This is a genomic window from Pseudomonas sp. FDAARGOS_380 (assembly GCF_002591235.1).
Lineage (GTDB): Bacteria > Pseudomonadota > Gammaproteobacteria > Pseudomonadales > Pseudomonadaceae > Aquipseudomonas > Aquipseudomonas salmasensis.
In genome coordinates this window covers 6,131,552-6,152,882 of record NZ_CP023969.1, presented here as the reverse complement: position 1 = coordinate 6,152,882, position 21,331 = coordinate 6,131,552, and the positions used below count along the sequence as shown (strand labels likewise).

The 21,331-nt window shown below is 60.1% G+C and carries 23 protein-coding genes and 1 pseudogene; 13 read left to right on the top strand and 11 right to left on the bottom strand.

Annotated features, from left to right (window positions below):
* The first annotated feature begins 24 nt into the window (after nt 1-24).
* Entirely contained in the window at nt 25-990 is a 966-nt protein-coding gene (locus tag CRN80_RS28630) for a L,D-transpeptidase family protein (RefSeq protein WP_003189867.1), read from the top strand.
* Nucleotides 991-1,162: 172 nt separating this feature from the next.
* Here the strand turns inward: CRN80_RS28630 and oprI are convergent, their stop codons facing one another.
* Entirely contained in the window at nt 1,163-1,414 is a 252-nt protein-coding gene (gene oprI / locus CRN80_RS28620) for an outer membrane lipoprotei OprI (RefSeq protein ID WP_003172710.1), read from the bottom strand.
* A gap of 612 nt (nt 1,415-2,026) precedes the next feature.
* On the opposite strand from oprI, the gene CRN80_RS28615 reads away from it, so the two are divergent.
* Nucleotides 2,027-2,308, top strand: a complete 282-nt coding sequence (locus CRN80_RS28615) for a GNAT family N-acetyltransferase (protein ID WP_003189869.1) — start codon at nt 2,027-2,029, stop codon at nt 2,306-2,308.
* Between the two features lie 69 nt (nt 2,309-2,377).
* Here the strand turns inward: CRN80_RS28615 and CRN80_RS28610 are convergent, their stop codons facing one another.
* Nucleotides 2,378-3,454: a 3-deoxy-7-phosphoheptulonate synthase gene (locus CRN80_RS28610; RefSeq protein ID WP_032892746.1), complete on the bottom strand. Its 1,077-nt coding sequence runs from the start codon at nt 3,452-3,454 to the stop codon at nt 2,378-2,380.
* Between the two features lie 130 nt (nt 3,455-3,584).
* A complete protein-coding gene (locus CRN80_RS28605; RefSeq protein ID WP_098952286.1) occupies nt 3,585-4,019 on the bottom strand; it encodes a PilZ domain-containing protein in 435 nt (144 codons plus the stop codon).
* On the opposite strand from CRN80_RS28605, the gene CRN80_RS28600 reads away from it, so the two are divergent.
* From CRN80_RS28600 to cysB, 4 genes are all read left to right on the top strand, one after another.
* Nucleotides 4,018-4,404 (top strand): thioredoxin, encoded by a 387-nt coding sequence (locus CRN80_RS28600; RefSeq protein WP_044274564.1) that lies wholly within the window; start codon nt 4,018-4,020, stop codon nt 4,402-4,404. The genes CRN80_RS28605 and CRN80_RS28600 overlap by 2 nt on opposite strands.
* Nucleotides 4,401-5,363 (top strand): putative 2-dehydropantoate 2-reductase, encoded by a 963-nt coding sequence (locus CRN80_RS28595; RefSeq protein ID WP_098952284.1) that lies wholly within the window; start codon nt 4,401-4,403, stop codon nt 5,361-5,363. Before CRN80_RS28600 ends, CRN80_RS28595 begins: the two co-directional genes overlap by 4 nt.
* A gap of 75 nt (nt 5,364-5,438) precedes the next feature.
* Nucleotides 5,439-5,939 carry a universal stress protein gene (locus CRN80_RS28590; RefSeq protein ID WP_098952283.1) on the top strand — a complete coding sequence of 167 codons (501 nt, stop codon included), beginning with the start codon at nt 5,439-5,441 and terminating at the stop codon, nt 5,937-5,939.
* A gap of 103 nt (nt 5,940-6,042) precedes the next feature.
* Entirely contained in the window at nt 6,043-7,017 is a 975-nt protein-coding gene (cysB, locus tag CRN80_RS28585; RefSeq protein ID WP_003189876.1) for an HTH-type transcriptional regulator CysB, read from the top strand.
* Nucleotides 7,018-7,140: 123 nt separating this feature from the next.
* Here the strand turns inward: cysB and CRN80_RS28580 are convergent, their stop codons facing one another.
* On the bottom strand, nt 7,141-7,623 hold the full coding sequence (locus CRN80_RS28580) for a GreA/GreB family elongation factor (protein WP_098952712.1): 483 nt from the start codon (nt 7,621-7,623) through the stop codon (nt 7,141-7,143).
* Between the two features lie 14 nt (nt 7,624-7,637).
* Complete coding sequence (locus CRN80_RS28575) at nt 7,638-8,009, bottom strand: hypothetical protein (protein WP_032892740.1); 372 nt, start codon at nt 8,007-8,009, stop codon at nt 7,638-7,640.
* Nucleotides 8,010-8,141: 132 nt separating this feature from the next.
* On the opposite strand from CRN80_RS28575, the gene earP reads away from it, so the two are divergent.
* Entirely contained in the window at nt 8,142-9,275 is a 1,134-nt protein-coding gene (gene earP, locus CRN80_RS28570) for an elongation factor P maturation arginine rhamnosyltransferase EarP (RefSeq protein WP_098952281.1), read from the top strand.
* A gap of 49 nt (nt 9,276-9,324) precedes the next feature.
* Complete coding sequence (locus tag CRN80_RS28565; RefSeq protein ID WP_003172723.1) at nt 9,325-9,897, top strand: elongation factor P; 573 nt, start codon at nt 9,325-9,327, stop codon at nt 9,895-9,897.
* A 66-nt stretch (nt 9,898-9,963) separates the two neighbouring features.
* On the opposite strand, the gene CRN80_RS28560 is transcribed toward CRN80_RS28565, so the two are convergent.
* The 3 genes from CRN80_RS28560 to CRN80_RS28545 all read right to left on the bottom strand — a co-directional run bounded on the left by CRN80_RS28560 (nt 9,964) and on the right by CRN80_RS28545 (nt 12,588).
* Complete coding sequence (locus CRN80_RS28560) at nt 9,964-10,383, bottom strand: organic hydroperoxide resistance protein (protein ID WP_010176159.1); 420 nt, start codon at nt 10,381-10,383, stop codon at nt 9,964-9,966.
* 720 nt (nt 10,384-11,103) lie between these two features.
* Nucleotides 11,104-11,556: a MarR family winged helix-turn-helix transcriptional regulator gene (locus CRN80_RS28550; RefSeq protein WP_056789311.1), complete on the bottom strand. Its 453-nt coding sequence runs from the start codon at nt 11,554-11,556 to the stop codon at nt 11,104-11,106.
* An 81-nt stretch (nt 11,557-11,637) separates the two neighbouring features.
* Nucleotides 11,638-12,588 (bottom strand): LysR family transcriptional regulator, encoded by a 951-nt coding sequence (locus CRN80_RS28545; RefSeq protein ID WP_056789308.1) that lies wholly within the window; start codon nt 12,586-12,588, stop codon nt 11,638-11,640.
* 108 nt (nt 12,589-12,696) lie between these two features.
* Here CRN80_RS28545 and CRN80_RS28540 point away from each other — a divergent pair, with 108 nt between their 5' ends.
* Nucleotides 12,697-13,446, top strand: coding sequence for a sulfite exporter TauE/SafE family protein (locus tag CRN80_RS28540; protein WP_044274558.1), 750 nt, complete (start codon nt 12,697-12,699; stop codon nt 13,444-13,446).
* On the opposite strand, the pseudogene CRN80_RS28535 reads toward CRN80_RS28540, so the two are convergent.
* Nucleotides 13,436-14,317 (bottom strand): annotated as a pseudogene (locus CRN80_RS28535) (LysR family transcriptional regulator). The gene CRN80_RS28540 and the pseudogene CRN80_RS28535 sit on opposite strands and share 11 nt — an antisense overlap.
* Nucleotides 14,318-14,387: 70 nt before the next feature.
* Between CRN80_RS28535 and CRN80_RS28530 the strand changes: the two are divergent.
* Nucleotides 14,388-14,594 carry a DUF1127 domain-containing protein gene (locus CRN80_RS28530; RefSeq protein WP_014717673.1) on the top strand — a complete coding sequence of 69 codons (207 nt, stop codon included), beginning with the start codon at nt 14,388-14,390 and terminating at the stop codon, nt 14,592-14,594.
* A 45-nt stretch (nt 14,595-14,639) separates the two neighbouring features.
* On the top strand, nt 14,640-15,869 hold the full coding sequence (locus CRN80_RS28525; protein ID WP_098952280.1) for a winged helix-turn-helix domain-containing protein: 1,230 nt from the start codon (nt 14,640-14,642) through the stop codon (nt 15,867-15,869).
* A gap of 96 nt (nt 15,870-15,965) precedes the next feature.
* Here the strand turns inward: CRN80_RS28525 and CRN80_RS28520 are convergent, their stop codons facing one another.
* Nucleotides 15,966-17,312 carry a class II 3-deoxy-7-phosphoheptulonate synthase gene (locus tag CRN80_RS28520; RefSeq protein WP_032892728.1) on the bottom strand — a complete coding sequence of 449 codons (1,347 nt, stop codon included), beginning with the start codon at nt 17,310-17,312 and terminating at the stop codon, nt 15,966-15,968.
* Nucleotides 17,313-17,435: 123 nt separating this feature from the next.
* Between CRN80_RS28520 and CRN80_RS28515 the strand changes: the two genes are divergently transcribed.
* The gene (locus tag CRN80_RS28515) at nt 17,436-18,191 is read left to right on the top strand and encodes a spermidine synthase (protein ID WP_003189897.1); all 756 of its coding nucleotides are present in this window, start codon (nt 17,436-17,438) and stop codon (nt 18,189-18,191) included.
* A gap of 132 nt (nt 18,192-18,323) precedes the next feature.
* Here CRN80_RS28515 and CRN80_RS28510 read toward each other — a convergent pair whose 3' ends face one another.
* Nucleotides 18,324-19,115, bottom strand: coding sequence for a crotonase/enoyl-CoA hydratase family protein (locus tag CRN80_RS28510; protein ID WP_032892724.1), 792 nt, complete (start codon nt 19,113-19,115; stop codon nt 18,324-18,326).
* Between the two features lie 423 nt (nt 19,116-19,538).
* Here CRN80_RS28510 and CRN80_RS28505 point away from each other — a divergent pair, with 423 nt between their 5' ends.
* A complete protein-coding gene (locus CRN80_RS28505) occupies nt 19,539-21,212 on the top strand; it encodes a DEAD/DEAH box helicase (protein WP_003189900.1) in 1,674 nt (557 codons plus the stop codon).
* Nucleotides 21,213-21,331: the final 119 nt, after the last annotated feature.

Below are 21,331 nucleotides of genomic sequence, written 5' to 3'. Positions count from 1 at the left end.
GTCGTCTTGCGAAGGATTTTTCGGATGTTGTCGCGCCTTTCCGTCGTTACCTGCTGCCTGTCTCTTGCTGCGCTTTGTGCGGCGGGTTCGGCGGCGGCCTTGCAGTTGCCCTTGCCACCGCCCGGTGAGGACATTGTCGGCCAGGTCCAAGTGATCAAGGCCAAGTACGAAGACACCTTTGCCGATCTGGGTACTACCTACGACCTGGGCTATTCGGAAATGGTCGCGGCCAACCCGGGTGTCGATGCCTGGTTGCCGGGCGCGGGCACCGAGATTGTGCTGCCCACACGCTTTATCCTGCCGCCCGGGCCGCGGGAAGGCATTGTGATCAACCTGGCGGAATACCGGCTCTACTACTATCCAAAAGGCCAAAACGTCGTCTACACCTTCCCCTTGGGTATTGGCCGAGAAGGCTGGGGTTCGCCGATCGCCCATACCAGTATCATCGCCAAGACGCCGAATCCGACCTGGACGCCACCGGCCTCGATCAAGGCCGAGCACGCCGCCAACGGTGATCCGTTGCCCAACGTGGTGCCTGCCGGCCCCGATAACCCACTGGGGCCGTTCAAGTTCACCCTGGGCACGCCGGGTTACCTGATCCACGGCTCCAACATGAAGTTTGGTATTGGCACACGAACCAGCCACGGTTGCTTCCGCATGTTCAATAACAACGTGTTGGAAATGGCGGGCATGGTGCCGGTGGGTACGTCAGTGCGCATCATCAACGACGCGTACAAGTTCGGCAGCAGCGGTGGCAAGGTCTATCTTGAAGCCCACACGCCGTTGAACGATGACGGTACGCCATCGGTGGTCGACAAGCACACCGCAGTTATCAATGCGTTGCTCAAGCGCGAAGACCTGTCCAATAACCTGCGGGTCAACTGGGACCAGGTACGTGATGTGGTCGCCGCCGAGGATGGCTTGCCGACCGAAATTGGTGTGCCAGGCGCGGCTCCGGTGGCCTCAAGCACGCCGGCCGACCTGCTGTAGGAGCGAGCTTGCTCGCGAAAAACCCGAGGGCGCCGCTGTAAATCAGCACGCCCGCGTCATCGTTGACCACCTTCGCGAGCAAGCTCGCTCCTACAGGTGGCGCGTGCCAAATCAAAGGCAAAAAAAAGCCGACCCATAAATGGATCGGCTTGATAACAACCCCGAAGGATTATTACTTGCGGCTTGCTTTTTCAAGCATGCGCAGAGCGCGCTCGTTAGCTTCGTCAGCAGTCTGTTGTGCTTTTTGAGCAGCAGCCAGAGCTTCATCAGCTTTACGGTAGGCTTCGTCTGCACGGGCCTGGGAGCGAGCTGCTGCGTCTTCAGTTGCAGTCAGACGAGCTTCGGTTTCTTTGGAGACGCTGCTGCAACCGGTAGCCAGAACTGCGGCCAGAGCCAGAGCAGAGAATTTCAGAACGTTGTTCATCGTGTTCCCCTTCAAGGACTTTCAATTTAATGGCTACTTTCTCAGAGTGAGCTAATAGCCGGCGTACATACTACCCATTACTTGTAGTAAGTAAACTGACGTTGCGCAAGAAGCAAAAAAATTTCTTGTGCCGAATCTATTTTGGCTAATCTTTTGACGGTTTGTATGAAAACCGTCCAATTTTTTGCGCCTCGACGAACATTGGATCCAGGCTGAAAGGGCCGGCCCGCATGTGTTAAGCCTTGTAAACAGATGAAATTTTATATAACGAAGCGGGGCACTTTGGTTGCGTTTGGCTTTACTGCGGCTGGCATCTTTTGCGCATCTAGAGGTGACTTTAAGAGCGCCAGTTCGTCTCAAGGTTCAACTGCCGGCAATGTTCAGGCTATCGGTCACCGGTTGATCGAGGCCCTTTCTATATCCACCAGCGGCGGGGAATGACGAGTGCGCCTTGAGCAATTTCAGGATTGGTGCCTACTATTCCCTATGTGCTGGTTGTGAGCGCTCACGGTTTTCTCGCTGTCGAAACCGGCACGGGGTGGCGTAGATGTTCCTTCGCCGGAAAAACATCGGTAAGGTAGGGTCGTTAATTCAGACCCGCGAGGAGTAGTGATGAGCGAGGCGTTGTCCATCCACCATGACCAGGCTGGTCATCAGTTCGAGACCAATGTGGACGGTCATCGTGCCTACCTGACCTACATGGACCTCGGGAAGCAGACCCTGGATATCTATCGCACGTTCGTGCCCAACGCACTGCGGGGGCGAGGCATTGCGGCGGCGTTGACCGAGGAAGCCTTGAAGTTTGCCGAAGAGGCTGGCTACACGGTGATCCCGTCGTGCTCCTATGTCGAACGCTACATGGAGCGCCACCAGCGCCATGCCGCGAAGCTGTAACTGACCAGTTGCCAATAAAAAACGCCGGGCTTAGCCCGGCGTTTTTGTGTGCGCGAAACAGGTACAGGCTCAGGTGCGTTTGCGCTGGGGCAACACGTCCTTGAGTTTGGCACGCATGCTGCGCAGGGTGGTTTCGGTGGCGGACCAGTCGATACAGGCATCGGTGATCGACACGCCATACTGCAAGTCGGCCAGGTCTTTTGGAATCGCCTGGCAACCCCAGTTCAAATGGCTCTCTACCATCAAGCCGATGATCGACTGGTTGCCTTCCAGGATCTGGTTGGCAACGTTCTCCATCACCAGCGGCTGCAACGCCGGGTCTTTGTTGGAGTTGGCGTGGCTGCAGTCGACCATGATGTTTGGCTTGATCTTGGCCTTGTTCAGCGCCTGTTCGCACAGGGCGACGCTGACCGAATCATAGTTGGGCTTGCCATTGCCGCCACGCAGCACCACGTGGCCGTAGGCGTTGCCCTTGGTGGTCACGATGGACACGCCGCCTTCCTGGTTGATGCCCAGGAAACGGTGAGGGCTGGAGACCGATTGCAGCGCATTGATCGCCACGGTCAGGCCGCCGTCGGTGCCGTTCTTGAAGCCTACGGCCGAGGACAGGCCGGACGCCATTTCGCGGTGAGTCTGGGATTCGGTGGTGCGGGCGCCGATGGCCGACCAGCTGATCAGGTCCTGCAGGTATTGCGGGGAGATCGGGTCGAGGGCTTCGGTGGCAGTGGGCAGGCCCATTTCAGCCAGGTCCAGCAGCAGCTTGCGACCGATGTGCAAGCCGTCCTGGATCTTGAAGGAGTCGTCTAGGTACGGGTCGTTGATCAAGCCTTTCCAGCCGACGGTGGTACGCGGCTTCTCGAAATACACGCGCATGACCAGGTACAAGGTGTCGGACACTTCAGCCGCCAGCACCTTGAGGCGCTCGGCATATTCGTGGGCGGCCTTGAGGTCGTGGATAGAGCAGGGCCCGATCACCACGAAGAGGCGGTGGTCGGTGCCGTCGAGAATGTCACGGATGACTTCGCGGCCCTTGGTGACGGTCTGCAAGGCAGCGTCGCTCAGGGGGATTTCGCGCTTGAGCTGATCGGGGGTGATCAGGGTCTCGTTGGATTCAACGTTAAGGTCATTGATCGGTAAATCAGCCATCGTGTTACTCGCCAGGGTCACGGGTGCCGGCCGCCAGCTATCCCCGTGCGGCGGGCACAGCATGATTTGAATGCAGGGGGGAGGAACCTTAGCGCGTAACACGGGCCCGCGACAATGGGCAAAGCCCGGTTTAATCCAGCGCTGGCTGCACAACCGCCTCATGGGAGAACTCGCCGGCATGGCGCGACACCCAATCACGGGCCATGGCTTCCAGTTGCGCAGGCGTTGGCTCGGCATCTTCGTGCAGGCGGCAGTAACGCTCGATCTGGCACACTTGCTCGCCCATCCGCGCACCGAACAAGGCGTGTTCATCGGTAAAGCAGATACCGATGCGATAGCCCTGTTCGACCTTGCGGCACCAGGCAACATAGCCCGGATAACGGGCGCTGGGCCCCAGGGAAGGTATATGCAGGTCAACCGCCGTGCCGGCGCGCCAGGCACGCGGCCAATTGCAGGCGATGCCGCCACGGCCGATAGTGTGCAGGCGTTGGCGGGGCAGGGCGGGAGTGGGACGTTGGATCAACTCGACAGCGACATCATCAGGGTGAGGTAAAAAACGACCCATGTACACGGACTCCGAGCGCCGTCCAGTTGACGGCAATGGCAGCAGTATAGTGAAGGAACTGGAATTGACCGACCTGGATATTGACCAGCAATTGCTGGGATTGCCAGGTATTTCGCTGGTAGTGTTCACCAGTGTCGGTTGTGCCAGTTGCCGCTGGGCACGCCAGCAGTTACCTGGCTGGCAGTTGCCGGTGGACCGCGTGTGCTGGGTGGATGCCGGGCACAATGGCGGTGCGGTGCAACGCTACCAGATCTTTCATTTGCCGGCGTTGTTCCTGGTGTGCGAGGGTCAATTCCTTGGGCAATTACAGACACGTCTTACAGCGTCCGACCTCGCCGAATGCGTAAACCAGGCGCTAACCCGAACACCAGAGGATTTGCCATGACAGCAGTTGCAGCCCCGTCGCCACGCATTGGCATTATCGGCACCGGTGCCATTGGTGGTTACTACGGACTGATGCTGGCGCGTGCCGGCTTCGACGTGCATTTTCTGTTGCGCAGCGAATACGCCGCGGTGAGCAAGCATGGCCTGCACGTCAACAGTACGGTGCATGGGCAACTGCACCTGCATCCGGTGCAGGCCTATGCCAGCGCCGCCGACATGCCGCCGTGCGACTGGCTATTGGTGGGCACCAAGTCCACCGGCAATGTAGACCTGGCGCCGACCATCGCCCAGGTGGCGGCGCCGGACGCCAAAGTGGTGCTCCTGCAAAACGGCCTCGATGTGGAAGACAGCCTGCGTGAACACCTGCCGCCGTCGCTGCATCTGTTGGGCGGCCTGTGCTACATCGGTGTGCACCGCTCGGCCCCCGGTGTGGTCGAGCATCAGGCGTTGGGCCGGGTCAACCTGGGTTATCACAGCGGCACGGCGGCCAACGATGAGGCGCAGCAACAGGCGATTGTCGAAGCCGGCGCCGGGCTGTTTCATCAAGCCGGCATCGAGTCCCAGGCCATGGCCAATGTGCATCTGGCGCGTTGGCACAAGCTGGTCTGGAACGTGCCGTTCAACGGCCTCTCGGTGTTGCTGGGCACAGGCACCACGGCCATGATGGCCGATGAGTCCAGCCGCGAGTTGATCCAGGCGCTGATGGCCGAGGTGGTGCAGGGCGCTCATGCCTGTGGGCATGAAATTGCTGCCAGCTACGCCGGGCAGATGTTCGCCATGACCGAAACCATGGACGACTACCTGCCCAGCATGTACCACGACCACCTGCACAAGCGGCCGTTGGAACTGGCGGCCATCTACGCCCGTCCCTTGGCCGCTGCCAAAGCGGCCGGTTGCGAACTGCCACGCATGCAGGCGCTTTACCAGGCCTTGAGTTTTATTGATCGGCACAACCGCTGATTGGGGGGAGTCCAGACCGAGCGCTAGCTGCTAAGCTCATTCAATCCCCGCCATCCTGGCAGTCCAGGAGGTTCTATGATTCGTTCGATGCTGTTTGCCACGGACCTCGGTCTGTATGCGCCCTACGTGATGCAACATGCACTGGCGCTGGCGCGAACGTTCAAGGCTGACCTGTATGTGATCCACGTGGTCGAGCCCATCGGCTTGTTCGCCGAATCGGTACTGCAGAGCTACCTTGATGAGGCCGCCTTGAGCGAATGGCAGAGCAAGGGGCTGAGCACGGTGATGGCGACGATTGAACAACGCGTGCTGGACAGCTTTCGCGAGGAGTGGGGGGAAGGGGAGCAGGACCTGCAATGGATTCGCTCGGTCAAGGTGATCCAGGGGGACCCTTGCGAGGTGATTCTCGACCAATTGCGAAAACTGTCCGTCGACTTGCTGGTCGTCGGCAGTCATAGCCAGGCAACCGGCGTGGCCGTCCCCCTTGGACGTACCGCCGCACGGATGTTGCAGTTGTCCCCGGTGCCGGTTTACCTGGTGCCGTCGCTGCAGCGTCGGCGCAGTGACGACAGTTGATCGGTAAAAAGGATAAAAAGTTCTAGATTTATCCGCTAAACCTTTAATATAGTTATATACCGTCGCTGATACCCGTGGCGTCTATCTGCTTTGAGGGATTGATATGAAGCTTCAACAACTGCGCTACATCTGGGAAGTGGCGCACCACGACCTCAACGTTTCCGCTACCGCTCAAAGCCTCTACACCTCGCAGCCTGGTATCAGCAAGCAGATCCGCCTGCTCGAAGACGAGTTGGGCGTCGAAGTCTTCGCACGCAGTGGCAAACACCTGACCCGCGTCACTCCAGCTGGCGAGCGCATCATCACCACCGCCGGCGAGATCCTGCGTAAAGTCGAAAGCATCAAGCAGATCGCCCAGGAATTCTCCAACGAGAAGAAAGGCACCTTGTCGATCGCCACCACTCACACCCAGGCGCGCTATGCATTGCCGCCGGTGATCCGTGATTTCATCAAGCAATACCCGGATGTGGCCCTGCACATGCACCAGGGTTCGCCGATGCAGATTGCCGAAATGGCCGCTGACGGCACCGTCGATTTTGCCATCGCCACCGAAGCCCTGGAACTGTTCGGCGACCTGGTGATGATGCCGTGCTACCGCTGGAACCGTTGCGTGGTTGTGCCTCAGGGGCACCCGTTGGCCAAGCTGCCGAAGCTGACCCTGGAAGCCTTGGCTGAATACCCGATCGTGACCTATGTGTTCGGCTTTACCGGCCGTTCCAAGCTCGACGAAGCCTTCAGCCATCGCGGCCTCACGCCCAAGGTGGTGTTCACCGCTGCCGATGCCGACGTGATCAAAACCTATGTGCGCCTCGGCCTGGGCGTTGGGATCGTTGCCAAGATGGCGGTCGACACCAACCTCGATAAAGACCTGGTGGTGCTGGATGCCAGTGAATTGTTCGAGTCCAGCGTGACCAAGATCGGTTTCCGTCGCGGTACTTTCCTGCGCGGTTTCATGTGCGACTTCATCGAGAAGTTCGCGCCGCACCTGACCCGCGAAGTGATGGCCAAGGCGATCCAGTGCCACAACAAGCAAGAGCTGGAAGAGCTGTTCGACGGCGTCGAATTGCCCGTCCACTGACACGATTACCCTGTAGGAGCGAGCTTGCTCGCGAAGAGCGTCAACGATAACGCGGGGCGCCAGGTTGAATGCGGCGCCCTTGCGTTTCTTCGCGAGCGAGCTCGCTCCTACAGGGGTTGTAGGTTAACTGGCCTCGGTCACCGTAAAGTACTGCCGAGCGCCGGCCACCAGAATCTCCACTTCTTCATCGATACGTTTGCCCAACAGGCCTTTGCCCAACGGCGAGCGCGGCGTGATGACCGTCACCGGTTGCCCGACCACATCCACTTTCAAACCCGCCGCATCCGGCGCCAGGAACAGCCACTGCTGGCGACCGTCCTCATCTTCCAGGCCCACCAGCGTGCCGATCTCTATCCCGCGTTGATCATCGTACGCACGTAGCTGCAGTTGCTGGCACAGCACCAGCGATTGCTTGATCTCCTCCACTCGCCGGGCCTGCCCGGTGGCCAGGTAGGAAGCCTCCAGGCCGAGGGTGTCGTATTTGTTCTCGGCGATGTTTTCTTCGTGAGTCGCGGTTTCGTAGGCGGTCTGCGCGGCGCGTTGGACGATGTCGAGGTCGACGGTGAGTTTTTCCAGGATCAACTGGAGCACGGCGTGTTTATTCATGGCGGTATTTGGCATCAATCGCAGAATTGCAGGACATTGGCCCGCGTCTTTTCATTGGGGGCGTTCTGGTCTTGTTGCAGCCAGAACTGGCATTTGGGGTTGGACAGGTTACGCGCGTTGCTTCGGGCCTGGTCCAAGGCCTGTTGTTGTGCCTGTTTTTGCAGGTTCTGTTGGTACTGTTCGAACAGGCGGTTCGGTGGTTGTGACTCATCGACCGTGGCCGGTTTGCCCAATTGCTGAACCGCCTGGGCCACCGGTGCCAAGCTTTGGGGGAACAGGTAGCGAGACGCCAGCCAGGTGGTCAGCGCAATGGCGATAAACCCCAGCCATACGCCTGCGGCAATCGCGATGCAGAGCTTGAACAACGACAACGGACGGTCAGACATAAGGGCCTCCTGGCAGGCATTGACGGCATGGCGGTGATTGTCGCACAGCCTCCTTGCAGAATAATCGCGATCAAGCCTTCTGCATCCACCCATTTATGCGGACAATCAGACCTTTGATCGATGGAGCCCGGAATGAAAGCCCGCTGGGATATTTTTTGCAGTGTCGTCGACAACTACGGCGACATCGGCGTGACCTGGCGCCTGGCCCGGCAGTTGGTGGTGGAGCATGGCTGTGATGTGCGCTTGTGGGTCGACGACCTGCGCGCCTTCGAACGCATGTGCCCGGACATTGATGTGCAGGTGGGCCAGCAATGGCAAGAGGGCGTGCAAGTGCGTCACTGGCCAGCCGAATGGCCGGGCGCACACCCGGCCGATGTGGTGATTGCCGCGTTCGCCTGCCAGCTACCGCCTGAATACATGGACCGCATGGCCGAGCGTGAGCGTGCGCCATTGTGGATGAACCTCGATTACCTCGGCGCCGAAGACTGGGTGGTGGGCTGCCATCGCTTGCCTTCGGTGAAGTACAAAGGCGTGCAGAAATACTTTTTCTTCCCCGGTTTTCGCCCTGGCACCGGCGGCCTGCTGCGTGAAGCTGGCTTGTTGGAGCGCCGCCAGGCATTTCAGCAGGATGACGTCGCGCAGCAACAGTTCCTGCAAAGCCTGGGCGTTGCTCCGACGGTCGGCGCGCGTTTGATGTCGCTGTTTGCCTATGAGAATGACGGCTTGGCCGGCTGGCTCGACGTATTGGCGGCTGATGGGCGTGGGACGCACTTGCTGGTGCCGGAAGGGCGCATTCTGGGGGATGTGCAACGCTGGCTAGGCGTGAACAGCTTGTCCGCAGGCGACATCCAGGTGCGCGGCGCGCTGACCGTGCAGGTCATTGCATTCGTGCGCCAGGAGCAATATGACCAGTTGTTGTGGTGTTGTGAATTCAATGCCGTGCGTGGCGAAGACTCATTCGTGCGTGCCCAGTGGGCGGGGAGGCCACTGCTGTGGCATATCTATCGCCAGGACGAAGACATCCACCTGGACAAGCTCGACGCCTTCTTGGAACTGTACACCGCCGCACTTTCGCCAGCCGCCAAGGCTGCCGTCGTCACGCTCTGGCAAGCCTGGAACGCTGATGGCGATATGGCACAGTCCTGGAAAATGCTGCTGGAACATTGGCCCGAGGTCAGCCAGCACGCGCAGAACTGGTGTCTGGAACAAGGCTTGCAGGCCGATCTTGCGACGGCGCTGGTACAGTTTTATGAAAGTTGGATATGATACGCCACCTTGATTTTTGTCAATCCCATCCAAATTTCGGATATACGCAATGAAAACTGGTAAAGAACTGAAACCCGGTACAGTGATCCGTCTCGAAAACGACCCTTGGCTGGTTCAGAAAGCTGAGTTCACCAAGTCTGGTCGTAACAGCGCAATCATGAAGACCAAGCTGAAGAACCTGCTGACCGGTTACAAGACCGAGATCGTCTACAGCGCCGATGACAAACTGGACGACGTGATCCTCGACCGCAAAGAAGCGACCCTGTCCTTCATCAGCGGCGACACCTACACGTTCATGGACACCACCGACTACACCATGTACGAGCTGAACGCTGAAGATATCGAAGCCGTTCTGCCGTTCATTGAAGAAGGCATGGAAGACGTCTGCGAAGCTATCTTCTTCGAAGAGCGCTTGGTTTCCGTAGAACTGCCGACCACCATCGTGCGTAAGGTTGCTTACACCGAAGGCTCCGCTCGCGGCGACACTTCCGGCAAGGTGATGAAGCCTGCCAAGCTGAGCAACGGTACCGAACTGCAAGTGGCCGATTTCATCGAAATCGACGACCTGATCGAGATCGACACCCGTGAAGGTGGTTCGTACAAAGGTCGCGCCAAGAAGTAATTCTGGCCCCGGCGATACGAAAAAAAGCCCGACCTTGAGTCGGGCTTTTTCATGGGCGTCTGTTTATCAGACCGTTACATGCAAGCGCACATCCACGTTGCCACGGGTAGCGTTGGAGTACGGGCAGACTTGGTGCGCGGCGTCGACCAGACTTTGTGCATCATCCTGGGCCAGGCCCGGCAGGCTGATATGCAGGTCGATATCCAGGCCGAAGCCGCCAGGGATCTGGCCGATGCCCACGTGGGCAGTGATCGACGCGTCATCCGGGATCTTGCGTTTGGTCTGGCTGGCCACGAATTTCAGTGCGCCGATAAAGCAAGCGGAGTAGCCGGCGGCAAACAATTGCTCGGGGTTAGTGGCCTGGCCTCCAGCGCCGCCCAACTCCTTTGGAGTCGACAGTTTTACGTCGAGGATATTGTCGCTGGAAACGGCGCGACCATCACGGCCGCCAGTGGCGGTGGCTACTGCGGTGTAGAGCGTTTGCATGGGGCGTTCCTCTGTGTTTTAGCGCTAAACATTTGCGCGCTAGGTAGTTGGTGAGGTGAATGTATAGCGCTAATGTTTTGTGCGCAAGATAAATTTTCAGCTTTTTTAGGTGAACAAAAATTTGAGGGGCACCACAGAGCAAAAGTGGGAGCTGGCTTGCCTGCGATGACGGCGAGTCAGCTTGCACATGAGCGGCTGATACACCGCCATCGCAGCCTAGGTATCTACACAACTTTGCAGGCTGTAGCAGCCAACGCTAACCACGATGCGAAGCGAGCCGCTCTTGATCTGCTTTTGATCTCAGGCGCCCCGTCAAACCACGCTGGCCGGAATTCGACAGGGATTTGGGGGGTAAACCGGCAGGGATGCCGGTTTAGCCGCCCCGCGCCATGGATGGCGCGTGGCGGCGGCCCCCCAAATCACTGGCGGATTACGGGCACACCGAGCCTAGGCGAGGTGCCGAGTGGTGGGGCAAGAGCCCTTTGGTTACTTTGGGGCTCTTTTCCAAAGTGACCCGCCGTCAGGCGGAACCCTAAGTGGCCGTTACCGCAGCAATGGATATGTACACAATCCAACTGTGTTGACTGCCAGGCCGCCTTCGCGAGCAAGCCCGCTCCCACAGTTGGATCGTTGGGGTGTCAGGTAGATAGGTATCGGCTGTGAGGGCGCCATCGCAGGCAAGCCAGCTCCCACTTCTGAGTGTGTGTAATGCTGGGGGTGTCAGAGGCTGGTTTGCAGATTAGCGCGCAGCGCGATCAGGTCGCCTTGCAGCTTGCGCAATTGCTCCAGCGCCATCCCGCTGGCACCCAGGATGCATTGCGGAACATCCTTGGCCTTCTCCTGCAAAGCGCGCCCGGCATCGGTCAGCTCCACCACCACCACCCGCTCATCTTCACGGCTGCGGGTGCGGCTGAGCAAACCCTCCGCTTCCAGGCGCTTGAGCAGTGGCGTCATGGAGCCCGGGTCCGTTAGCAGGCGGCTGCTGATTTCGCTGACAGTCAACTCATCCTCTTCCCACAGCACCATCATGGCCAGGTATTGCGGGTAAGTCAGGCCGATGGCTTGGAGCAGCGGCTTGTAGACCTTGGTCATCAGCAGTGAAGTGGAGTGCAGGGCGAAGCACAGCTGGTTGTCCAGCAACAGCGATTCGCAGGGATCAGGGTTTTTGCTCATGGAGGCGCCTCGAAAAAGCATGTATGGGCTGGAATCTAGCGGGCAAATCTTTAATGCGCCAGATAATTATTGTCCTCGGCGTCAGACCAAGCCACTTTGCAATGCCAGATCCCAAGGCGGCACCGGGCTGAAACGGGATTTGAGGTATTCGAGCAGCAACCGGCTGCGCGCATTGGGCTGCTGTTCCAGGCGCAGCGCATAAATGCCGGCGGTTTCCGGGCTGGGCAACCCGTCTTCACAAAACAGCGGCAACAGTTCGCCGCGCACCAGGTATTCACTGGCCAACCAGGTCGGCAGGTGAGCGATGCCCAGCCCGGCCAATGCGCCCGAAAGCAGGGCTTCGGCATTGTTGGCGCTCATGCGGATGCGCCGCGGGCGATAGGTGGTGCGACGCCCGTCCAGTTCGAAGCGCCAGGCGAACATCGGCGCCAGCCCGTCCCAGTCCAGGCCATCATGTTCGCTCAGCTCCCGAGGATGGGCCGGCGTGCCGCGGCTTTTCAGGTACGCGGGGCTGGCACAGGCGATACGCACGATACTCGCCAACGGCGTAGCGATCAGCCGCGAGTCAACGATATGCCCGGCACGCAGTACCAGATCGACCTTGCCCAAATGCGCGCCCTGCATATCGACAAAGCTGTCGATCAAGTGCAGGTGCACGTCCAGGCCGGGATACAGGCTCAAAAAGTCCGCAATGACCGGCGCCAGGTGCCGGCGGCCAAACGCTGCGGGCGCATCGACCCGGATCAACCCTTCCGGCGCATGGCTCAGCGAGACGGCTTCGGCCCGCGCCAATTGCAACTCGCTGACAATCCGTCGCGCCCGCTCGGCAAAGGCCAAGCCCGCTGAGGTGGGCACCACCGCATGGGTGCTGCGCTGGAACAGGCGGCTGCCCACTGAGTTCTCCAGGCTGTCGATGCGCCGCGCCACGGCGGAAGGCGTCAGCGGATGGCGGCGCGCGGCGGCGGAAAAACTGCCGGTTTCCAATACATCCAGAAACAGGCTCAGTTGGTCGGTCAAGGTGTTGGGGTTCATGGCTCAACGCTTATGCGAGATTGGCACAGCCATTGTGCGTTGCTGTGCGTTTCCGCGCCAGGGCCGACTGCGTAGCATGCCAAGCATCAAATGGCGGAGTAGCAAGCGGTGTGGGATTTAGTGATGTACCTGGCATTGGGCGCGGCGTTGGGCACCGTGGGTGGGCTGTTTGGCATTGGCGGCGGGCTGATTGCTATCCCGGTGCTGGGCGTGTTGTTCGGCCTGGATCAGCAGATTGCCCAAGGCACCGCTTTGGTGATGGTCGTGCCGAACGTGATGCTCGCCCTGTGGCGCTATCACCAGCGTAACCGCATCGAGTTGCGTCACGCCTTACCCCTGGGTGTGACCGGCTTTTGCTTTGCCTGGCTGGGGTCGATCTGGGCGGTGGGGCTGGATGCGGGCGCCATGCGTATCGGCTTCATTGCTTTTTTGGTCGCGCTATCGGCCTACAACCTGGTGCGCATGTTCACTCGCAACGCGCCGCCCACCGCGCAAATGCGTTATTCCTGGCCTTGGCTTGGCGTCTTGGGCGCGGCATCCGGTTCCATGGGCGGGCTGTTCGGGGTCGGCGGCGCGGTGGTCGCTACGCCGGTACTCACCAGTGTCTTCGGCACTACTCAGGTGGTCGCCCAAGGCTTGTCGTTGGCCTTGGCGTTGCCTAGCACCGGTGTGACCCTGGTCACTTATGCCTGGCACCACGAGGTGGACTGGATGATCGGCCTGCCGCTGGCGATAGGTGGCCTGCTGAGTATCAGTTGGGGTGTGAAAGTGGCCCATGCCTTGCCGGAGCGTCTGTTGCGCGGCCTGTTCTGTGGCTTTTTGGTGGTGTGCGCGGTGATGCTGACCTTCAAAGTTTGAAGCCTTCGACGATGTAGTCTGCCAGGCATTCGGTGATCGGCGATGTCATCTGCGGGTTACGCAGCAAGCGCAGGTTCATCGACGGCAAAGGCGGGAAGCCTTCGTCGCTGCCGAGCACGCGCAGGTCGTCGGTGACCAGGCTTTCCATGCTGACCATCGCCGCCAGGCCCGCACTCACCACCGCCAGGATCGCTGCTCCGTTGGAGCTGTGATAGGCCAGGCGATAATCTCGCCCAGCCGCGTCCAGTGCGGCACGCGCCCAATGGGTGTACAGGCACTCGTCGCCGGACACCGCCAGGGGCAGGGCATCGTGCTCCTCCACGCAAAAGCACGGCGATGCTGCTCACACCATGCGTTCGGTACGCAATAACTCACCCAGATCATTGCCGGGTTCGCGGCTGATCACGGTCAACGCCAGGTCCCGTCGCTGCATCAACACGGTGGATGCTTCGCAGTGCATTTCGATCTGAATCAGTGGGTAGGCTTTGGAAAACTGCTTGAGGATCCCTGGCAGAAAGCGCATCACGTAGTCATCCGGTGTGCCGATGCGCACCAACCCCACCATATGCGGCTCGCGCAGGGTATTGAACACCTCGCTGTGCAATTTCAGGATGCGTCGCGCATAACCCAGCAGCACCTGGCCTTCGGGCGTGAGCCGTACCTGCCGGCCATCGCGCTCGAACAGTTTGCGCTGCAACACGTCTTCTTCCAGACGCTTCATCTGCATGCTCACCGCCGATTGAGTGCGGTTGACCTGCTCGCCGGCGCGGGTGAAACCGCCCTGGTCGGCAATCGCGACGAAGGTGCGCAGCACGTCCGTGTCGATGCTGGGATAGGCGGACAATTGATCAATCTCCGAGATGTATTGCATAAGAAACATTCGTTGGATTGATCATAATGCCAGGCACACACTGTCGTCATCCCCACTGGAGGGCGAGAAGATGAAAGGTCAAAAAGGTTTCATATCGACGGATAAATGGCCGTTTGCCGGGCTGTTTCACACATTTGCGCGTTGGCAGCTACTGCATCAGGAGCGCCAGATGCTGGCGACCCTGAGCGATGACGCACTCAAGGACATCGGGCTCAATCGCGCCGACGTCGCACAGGAGAGCCATCGGCATTTCTGGGAAGACCCGCTGCGAAAATAAGTCCGGATGCAGTAGGGTAGGGGGCGAGCTTCTATGGAGATTGCCATGCCCGCCGACCTGTGTTTTTCACTCAAGCAAGCTCGACGCATGGCGCTGGCAGCCCAGGGTTTTTCCGGGCGCCAGGCGCCTGCACAGATAAAGGCTGCGCACCTCAACCGCCTGGTTGAACGCCTGGGCGTCCTGCAGATCGACTCGGTCAATGCGCTGGTGCGTTCCCATTACCTGCCCGTGTTTTCCCGCCTCGGCCATTATTCCCCGTCAATTCTTGAGCAAGCCGCCTGGAGCCAGGGGCGGCGGCGCTCGTTGTTCGAATACTGGGGGCACGAGGCGTCGCTGCTGCCCATGGCGCTGTATCCGCTGATGAAGTGGCGCATGGAGCGCGCCCGGCAAGGGCAGGGGATCTATGCGCAGATGGCGCGCTTTGGCCGCGAACAGCAAGCGACGATCCAGCGCGTGTTGCGCACCGTCGAACAGCAGGGCGCCTTGGGCGCTGGCAGCTTGTCGACCCGCGAGGAGCGTGCCGGGCCCTGGTGGGACTGGAGTGATGAAAAGCATGCGCTGGAATGGCTGTTCGCCGCAGGCTTGGTCACGGTCGCCGGTCGTCGAGGGTTTGAGCGACTCTATGATTTGCCCGAGCGTGTTATCCCCACCGAGGTGCTCAATGTCTCCATGGGGGAGGCTCAAGCGCAGCGCGGCTTGCTGTTGCACAGTGCGACGGCATTGGGTGTCGCCACCGAAAAAGACCTGCGCGATTATTTTCGCCTCGAGCCCGCCGACAGCCGCAACCGCTTGGCCGAACTGGTCGAGGATGGGCAACTGCTGGCGTGCCAGGTGCGGGGTTGGAAGCAACCCGCGTATTGCCTGGCGCAGCCGAAACTGCCGCGCAACGTACCGGCCAGTGCATTGTTGTCACCGTTCGATTCGCTGATATGGGAGCGCAGCCGCACCGAGCGCCTGTTCGACTTTCGCTATCGGCTGGAGATCTACACCCCGCAAGAAAAGCGCGTGTATGGCTATTACGTGCTGCCGTTTCTGCACAACGAGCGCATTGCCGCGCGCGTCGACCTGCGGGCCGAGCGTGCCCATGGGCGCCTGGCCGTGCATGCCGTGCATGAGGAAGAGCCGGGGCTGGATGAGGAAGGCATGCTGGCGCTGGCGATGAACCTGCGCAAAATGGCCGACTGGCTAGGGCTGGAACAGGTCCAGCTCAATTGCCAGCGGCCCAGTGCTGCCCGGTTAAGGGCAGCGATGCTGAACCGAGATACCAACCTTTAAACCTCTATCGCGGGCAAGCCCGGCTCCCACAGAGAAACGCGTTCAAATGTGGGAGCCGGGCTTGCCCGCGATGGCGTCATCCCGGTCGATAAAACGTCAGCGTTTAACCTGTTTCAAGGTCTCGGCAATCAGAAACGCCAACTCCAGCGACTGATCGGCATTCATCCGTGGGTCGCAATGGGTGTGATAACGGTCCGACAGGCCATCTTCGGTGATCGGGCGTGCGCCGCCGATGCATTCGGTGACGTTCTGCCCGGTCATCTCGATATGAATTCCGCCGGCATAGGTGCCTTCTGCCTGGTGCACCTGGAAGAAATCCTTCACTTCGCCAAGGATCTGCGCAAAGTCGCGGGTCTTGTAACCACTGCTGGCCTTGATGGTGTTGCCGTGCATCGGGTCGCTGCTCCACAGCACTTGCTTGCCTTCGCGCTGCACGGCACGGATCAGGTTGGGCAGATGGTCGCCGACCTTGCCTGCGCCCATACGGGCGATGAGGTTGAGGCGGCCAGGGTCGTTATCCGGGTTGAGGATGTCGATCAGGCGGATCAGGTCGTCGGGGTTCATGCTCGGTCCGACTTTCACGCCGATCGGGTTGTTCACCCCACGCAGGAACTCGACATGGGCGCCGTCCAACTGACGGGTACGGTCGCCGATCCACAGCATGTGCGCCGAGCAGTCGTAGTAGTCGTTGGTCAGGCTGTCACGGCGTACGAAGGCTTGTTCATAGTTGAGCAGCAACGCTTCGTGGGCGGTGAAGAAGCTGGTTTCGCGCAATTGCGGCGAGCTGTCCATGCCACAGGCGCGCATGAAGGCCAGGGTTTCGTCGATGCGGTCGGCCAGTTGGCTGTACTTTTCAGCCAGGGCTGAGTTGGCGATGAAATCCAGGTTCCACTTGTGCACCTGGTGCAGGTCAGCGAAACCGCCCTGGGCAAAGGCGCGCAGCAGGTTGAGGGTGGCGGTGGACTGGTGGTAGGACTGCAGCAGGCGGTCCGGGTCTGGCACGCGGCTTTTTTCGTCGAAGCCGATGCCGTTGACGATATCGCCACGGTAGGCGGGCAGGGTGATGCCGTCGATGGTTTCATCGTTGGCCGAGCGTGGTTTGGCGAACTGGCCGGCCATGCGCCCGACTTTCACCACCGGGCAACCGGCGGCGAAGGTCATGACAATAGCCATCTGCAGCAGCACCTTGAAGGTGTCGCGGATCTTCGCGGCGGAAAACTCGGCAAAGCTCTCGGCGCAATCGCCACCTTGCAGCAGGAAGGCACGGCCCTGGGTCACTTCGGCAAACTGACGGCGCAATTCGCGGGCTTCCCCGGCAAACACCAGGGGCGGGTAGCTCGCCAGGCTTTGTTCCACTTGCAGCAAGTGGGCAGCGTCCGGGTATCGGGGTTGCTGCTGGATCGGCAGGGCTCGCCAGCTATCGGGGCTCCAGGGTTGGCTCATCATGAACTCGTTTGCGGGTGGATGTCGGGGCGTCAATGTTAGCAGCAATTAGTGCGTGACCTGTGGCGGCCGCTTGGCCGACAATCGCGCCTTTGTCGTGCGGTAGACCCTTTAGGAGTAGTGATGAGCGAGGAGCGTGTCGAGCGCCTGCTGGCCGAAGTCCATGATGAATTCGGCATGATCCGTGTGCTTGAAGTGGCGGATTACCGCTTTCTCGAATTCGGCGATGCCATTGAGCAAAGCTGTGTATTCACCGCTGACCCGAGCTGGCTGGAGTACGACTACACCCGCGCGATGCTGATTGGTGCGTTGTGTCATGAGCAGCCGGAGAGTGCGTTGTTTCTCGGCCTGGGCGCGGGCACGTTGACCCAGGCGTGCCTCAAGTTCCTGGCGCTGGACGATGTCGAAGCCATTGAGCTGCGCCCCGATGTACCGCGTCTGGCGATTGAATATCTGGGGCTGGATGACGATCCGCGCTTGTACATCCGCATTGGTGACGCGCTGCAATTGCTCGACAGTGCCGAATCGGCCGATCTGATTTTCGTCGACCTCTACACCGATGTCGGCCCAGGCGTGGGGCATCTGGCCTGGACCTTCCTGGAAAACTGCCAGAAGAAACTCAACCCCGGCGGCTGGCTGGTGATCAACCAGTGGGCCACCGATGACGGCAAACCGCTGGGGGCGGCGTTGCTGCGTGGGTTGTACCACCGGCATTACTGGGAGCTGCCGGTGAAGGAGGGCAATGTGATTCTGTTGGTGCCTTCGGAGTTGGATCAGGAGCTGGACCTGGAGGCGCTGTCAGCCCGCGCCGAAGCCTTGGCGCCGCGCTTGGGGTATTCGTTGCAGCCGTTGATCAAGGCGATTCGGCCAGCAACTTAGTTGCCCGTTCGGACGCTTTCGCGGGCAAGCCCGCTCCCACAGTTGAATTGCATTCTCTGTTGAAGTGCATCCCCTGTGGGAGCGGGCTTGCCCGCGAAGAGGCTCTCACTGCCGACCGCTAATTCAGTTCGTTCAAATCCCCTTGAACACCCCCGGCCGCTTCTCGACCATCGCCCGCACCCCTTCCTTGGCATCTTCGCTATTGAGCAGTTTATCCACCATGGGCGGCAGAGCGGCGGCGGCGACGGCCTCACCCTCCATCCGCGCCATCCGCGCCGACATCAACGTGGCCTGTACCCCCAGCGGCGCCTGGCGCGCAATGCGGTTGGCCAGCTCAATGGCGCGGGGCAGCAGGTCCTCACTGGCCATCACTTCCTGCACCAACCCCAGGCGCAGGGCTTCATGGGCGTCGAATTCGTCGCCAGTGAGCAGCCAGCGCATCGCATTGCCCCAGCCGGCAATCTGATGAAAGCGCAATGTCGCGCCGCCAAATGGAAAGATCCCACGTTGAACTTCCATCTGGGCAAAGCGGGTATTGCTGGCGCAGAGGTTGATATCCGCCGCCAGCATCAACTCGATACCTATAGTCAGGCAGTAGCCTTGGGCGGCGACAATTACCGGCTTGCTCACGCGCGGGCCGGCAAACACCCCCCACGGGTCGCACCCTCCCAGCGGCGGTTGCCAGCCGCCCGCCATCACGCTGCTGACATTGGCCAGGTCCAGCCCGGCCGTGAAGTGATCGCCATGGGCAAACACCACGGCCACCCGTGCGTCATCGTTTCGATCAAATTCGCCATAGGCCAGGCTCAGCGCATTGAGCAAATCCAGGTCGAAGGCGTTGCGTTTGGCCACACGGTCCAGGCCCAGCAATAGAACATGGCCCTCAAGTGCGCGGCTGACACGGCTACTGCTGGCTTGATTCATGGGGTGTGCCCTCGGGGCGCGGGTAAGGTTTCAGACCAAAGGGTCTCAATGGTTGGGTGAACCGTTTAAGCGTGATGACCAACAGGGCCGGGCCTCTGAAAAATAGACGCTGGCGCACGGATCTGCAAAACCCGTGACGCAGTGCGCTTTATCGGTGCCTGGCGATAAAAAAAGCTCCCTTTTTCAGCTATTTCCGGTATAGTGCGCGCCGGCCTTTAACCGGGCCGCGTTTAGGTAGCGCAATTCCCCGAAGTCAGCTTCGGCTGCACGTCCGCACAGCGGACTCTCCCTTGACGAATCTTTTTCATTCATTCGTTTTCGCAAATCCCCGCCGACAAAGCAGCCAGGGCGACTCTTGAGTCTCAACACGGCATGCGCAGCTTTGGAGCATGGGTCTTTGCGGATGCACTTAGAGGCAGACCCATGACCCAGGAAACCGGCGGCTTCGCCGCTTTTAATCTTAACCCGAATATTCTTGCAGCCGTCGCAGCGACTGGCTACGAAGAACCTTCGGCGATTCAGCAGCAATCGATCCCGATCATCATGGCCGGTAAGGACATGATTGGCCAGGCGCAAACCGGTACCGGTAAAACCGCCGCGTTCGCCCTGCCTATTCTGCATTGCATCGATCCTGCCAAGCGCGAGCCGCAAGCCCTGATCCTGGCGCCAACCCGTGAGTTGGCGCTGCAAGTAGCAACCGCCTTTGAAACCTACGCCAAGCAAATGCCGGGTGTAACTGTTGTGGCCGTTTACGGCGGCGCGCCTATGGGCCCACAACTCAAGGCCATCCGTAATGGCGCACAGATCGTTGTCGCCACTCCGGGCCGTCTGTGCGACCACCTGCGTCGTGACGAAAAAGTCCTGTCGACCGTGAACCACCTGGTTCTGGACGAAGCTGACGAAATGTTGAAGCTGGGCTTCATGGATGACCTGGAAGTCATCTTCAAGGCACTGCCAGCGACCCGTCAGACCGTATTGTTCTCGGCTACCCTGCCGCAGTCCATCCGTGCCATTGCCGAACGCCACCTGCGCGATCCGGAGCACGTGAAGATCCAGACCAAGACCCAGACCGTTACCGCGATCGAACAGGCTCACCTGTTGGTTCACGCTGACCAGAAGACCTCGGCTGTATTGAGCCTGCTGGAAGTCGAAGACTTCGACGCCCTGATCATGTTCGTGCGCACCAAGCAAGCGACCCTGGACCTGGCCAGCGCCCTGGAAGCCAAAGGCTACAAGGCCGCTGCGCTGAACGGCGACATTGCCCAGAACCAGCGTGAGCGCGTGATCGACTCCCTCAAGGATGGCCGTCTGGACATCGTTGTGGCGACCGACGTTGCCGCCCGTGGCCTCGACGTTCCACGTATCACCCACGTGTTCAACGTTGACATGCCTTACGATCCAGAGTCCTACGTTCACCGTATCGGCCGTACTGGCCGTGCCGGTCGCGAAGGTCGTGCATTGCTGCTGGTGACTCCACGTGAGCGCCGCATGCTGCAAGTGATCGAGCGTGTTACCGGTCAGAAAGTTGCCGAAGTCCGCCTGCCGGATGCCCAGGCCGTTCTCGATGCGCGCATCAAGAAACTGACCAACAGCCTGGCGCCACTGGTGGCTGACGCTGAATCGACCCACGGCGACCTGCTGGACCGCCTGACCGCCGATATCGGTTGCACCCCGCGTGCCCTGGCTGCAGCTCTGCTGCGCAAAGCCACCAACGGTCAGGCCCTGACCCTGGCAGCCATCGAAAAAGAACGTCCACTGGTTCCGAACAGCGCGCCACGCGGTGATCGTCCAGAGCGTTCCGGTGACCGTCCAGACCGTGGCGACCGCGAGCGTCGTGCTCCAGTGCCATTGGCTGAAGGCCGTGCTCGTTGCCGTACCGCGCTGGGTGCGCGTGACGGTATCGCTGCCAAGAACCTGCTGGGCGCTATCCTCAATGAGGGTGGCCTGGCGCGTGAAGCCATCGGTCGTATTCAGGTGCGTGACAGCTTCTCCCTGGTGGAGCTGCCGGAAGACGGCCTGGAAAAACTGCTGACCAAGCTCAAAGACACTCGCGTTGCCGGTAAGCAGCTCAAGCTGCGTCGCTACCGCGAAGATTGATCCGCCCTTGGGCTGATTGATCGCACATAAAAAATCCCCGACTGGTTCGGGGATTTTTTTTGCCTTCTGTTTTAGTCTTCGACGCTATCAACTGTGGGAGTTGGCTTGCCTGCCATAGC

What these genes read in the sequence shown, in the direction of transcription:
- CRN80_RS28630 (WP_003189867.1), top strand. Translation starts at nt 25, where the DNA reads ATGTTGTCGCGCCTTTCCGTCGTTACCTGCTGCCTGTCTCTTGCTGCG.
- oprI (WP_003172710.1), bottom strand. Translation starts at nt 1,414, where the DNA reads ATGAACAACGTTCTGAAATTCTCTGCTCTGGCTCTGGCCGCAGTTCTG.
- CRN80_RS28615 (WP_003189869.1), top strand. Translation starts at nt 2,027, where the DNA reads ATGAGCGAGGCGTTGTCCATCCACCATGACCAGGCTGGTCATCAGTTC.
- CRN80_RS28610 (WP_032892746.1), bottom strand. Translation starts at nt 3,454, where the DNA reads ATGGCTGATTTACCGATCAATGACCTTAACGTTGAATCCAACGAGACC.
- CRN80_RS28600 (WP_044274564.1), top strand. Translation starts at nt 4,018, where the DNA reads ATGTACACGGACTCCGAGCGCCGTCCAGTTGACGGCAATGGCAGCAGT.
- CRN80_RS28605 (WP_098952286.1), bottom strand. Translation starts at nt 4,019, where the DNA reads ATGGGTCGTTTTTTACCTCACCCTGATGATGTCGCTGTCGAGTTGATC.
- CRN80_RS28595 (WP_098952284.1), top strand. Translation starts at nt 4,401, where the DNA reads ATGACAGCAGTTGCAGCCCCGTCGCCACGCATTGGCATTATCGGCACC.
- CRN80_RS28590 (WP_098952283.1), top strand. Translation starts at nt 5,439, where the DNA reads ATGATTCGTTCGATGCTGTTTGCCACGGACCTCGGTCTGTATGCGCCC.
- cysB (WP_003189876.1), top strand. Translation starts at nt 6,043, where the DNA reads ATGAAGCTTCAACAACTGCGCTACATCTGGGAAGTGGCGCACCACGAC.
- CRN80_RS28580 (WP_098952712.1), bottom strand. Translation starts at nt 7,623, where the DNA reads ATGAATAAACACGCCGTGCTCCAGTTGATCCTGGAAAAACTCACCGTC.
- CRN80_RS28575 (WP_032892740.1), bottom strand. Translation starts at nt 8,009, where the DNA reads ATGTCTGACCGTCCGTTGTCGTTGTTCAAGCTCTGCATCGCGATTGCC.
- earP (WP_098952281.1), top strand. Translation starts at nt 8,142, where the DNA reads ATGAAAGCCCGCTGGGATATTTTTTGCAGTGTCGTCGACAACTACGGC.
- CRN80_RS28565 (WP_003172723.1), top strand. Translation starts at nt 9,325, where the DNA reads ATGAAAACTGGTAAAGAACTGAAACCCGGTACAGTGATCCGTCTCGAA.
- CRN80_RS28560 (WP_010176159.1), bottom strand. Translation starts at nt 10,383, where the DNA reads ATGCAAACGCTCTACACCGCAGTAGCCACCGCCACTGGCGGCCGTGAT.
- CRN80_RS28550 (WP_056789311.1), bottom strand. Translation starts at nt 11,556, where the DNA reads ATGAGCAAAAACCCTGATCCCTGCGAATCGCTGTTGCTGGACAACCAG.
- CRN80_RS28545 (WP_056789308.1), bottom strand. Translation starts at nt 12,588, where the DNA reads ATGAACCCCAACACCTTGACCGACCAACTGAGCCTGTTTCTGGATGTA.
- CRN80_RS28530 (WP_014717673.1), top strand. Translation starts at nt 14,388, where the DNA reads ATGAAAGGTCAAAAAGGTTTCATATCGACGGATAAATGGCCGTTTGCC.
- CRN80_RS28525 (WP_098952280.1), top strand. Translation starts at nt 14,640, where the DNA reads ATGCCCGCCGACCTGTGTTTTTCACTCAAGCAAGCTCGACGCATGGCG.
- CRN80_RS28520 (WP_032892728.1), bottom strand. Translation starts at nt 17,312, where the DNA reads ATGAGCCAACCCTGGAGCCCCGATAGCTGGCGAGCCCTGCCGATCCAG.
- CRN80_RS28515 (WP_003189897.1), top strand. Translation starts at nt 17,436, where the DNA reads ATGAGCGAGGAGCGTGTCGAGCGCCTGCTGGCCGAAGTCCATGATGAA.
- CRN80_RS28510 (WP_032892724.1), bottom strand. Translation starts at nt 19,115, where the DNA reads ATGAATCAAGCCAGCAGTAGCCGTGTCAGCCGCGCACTTGAGGGCCAT.
- CRN80_RS28505 (WP_003189900.1), top strand. Translation starts at nt 19,539, where the DNA reads ATGACCCAGGAAACCGGCGGCTTCGCCGCTTTTAATCTTAACCCGAAT.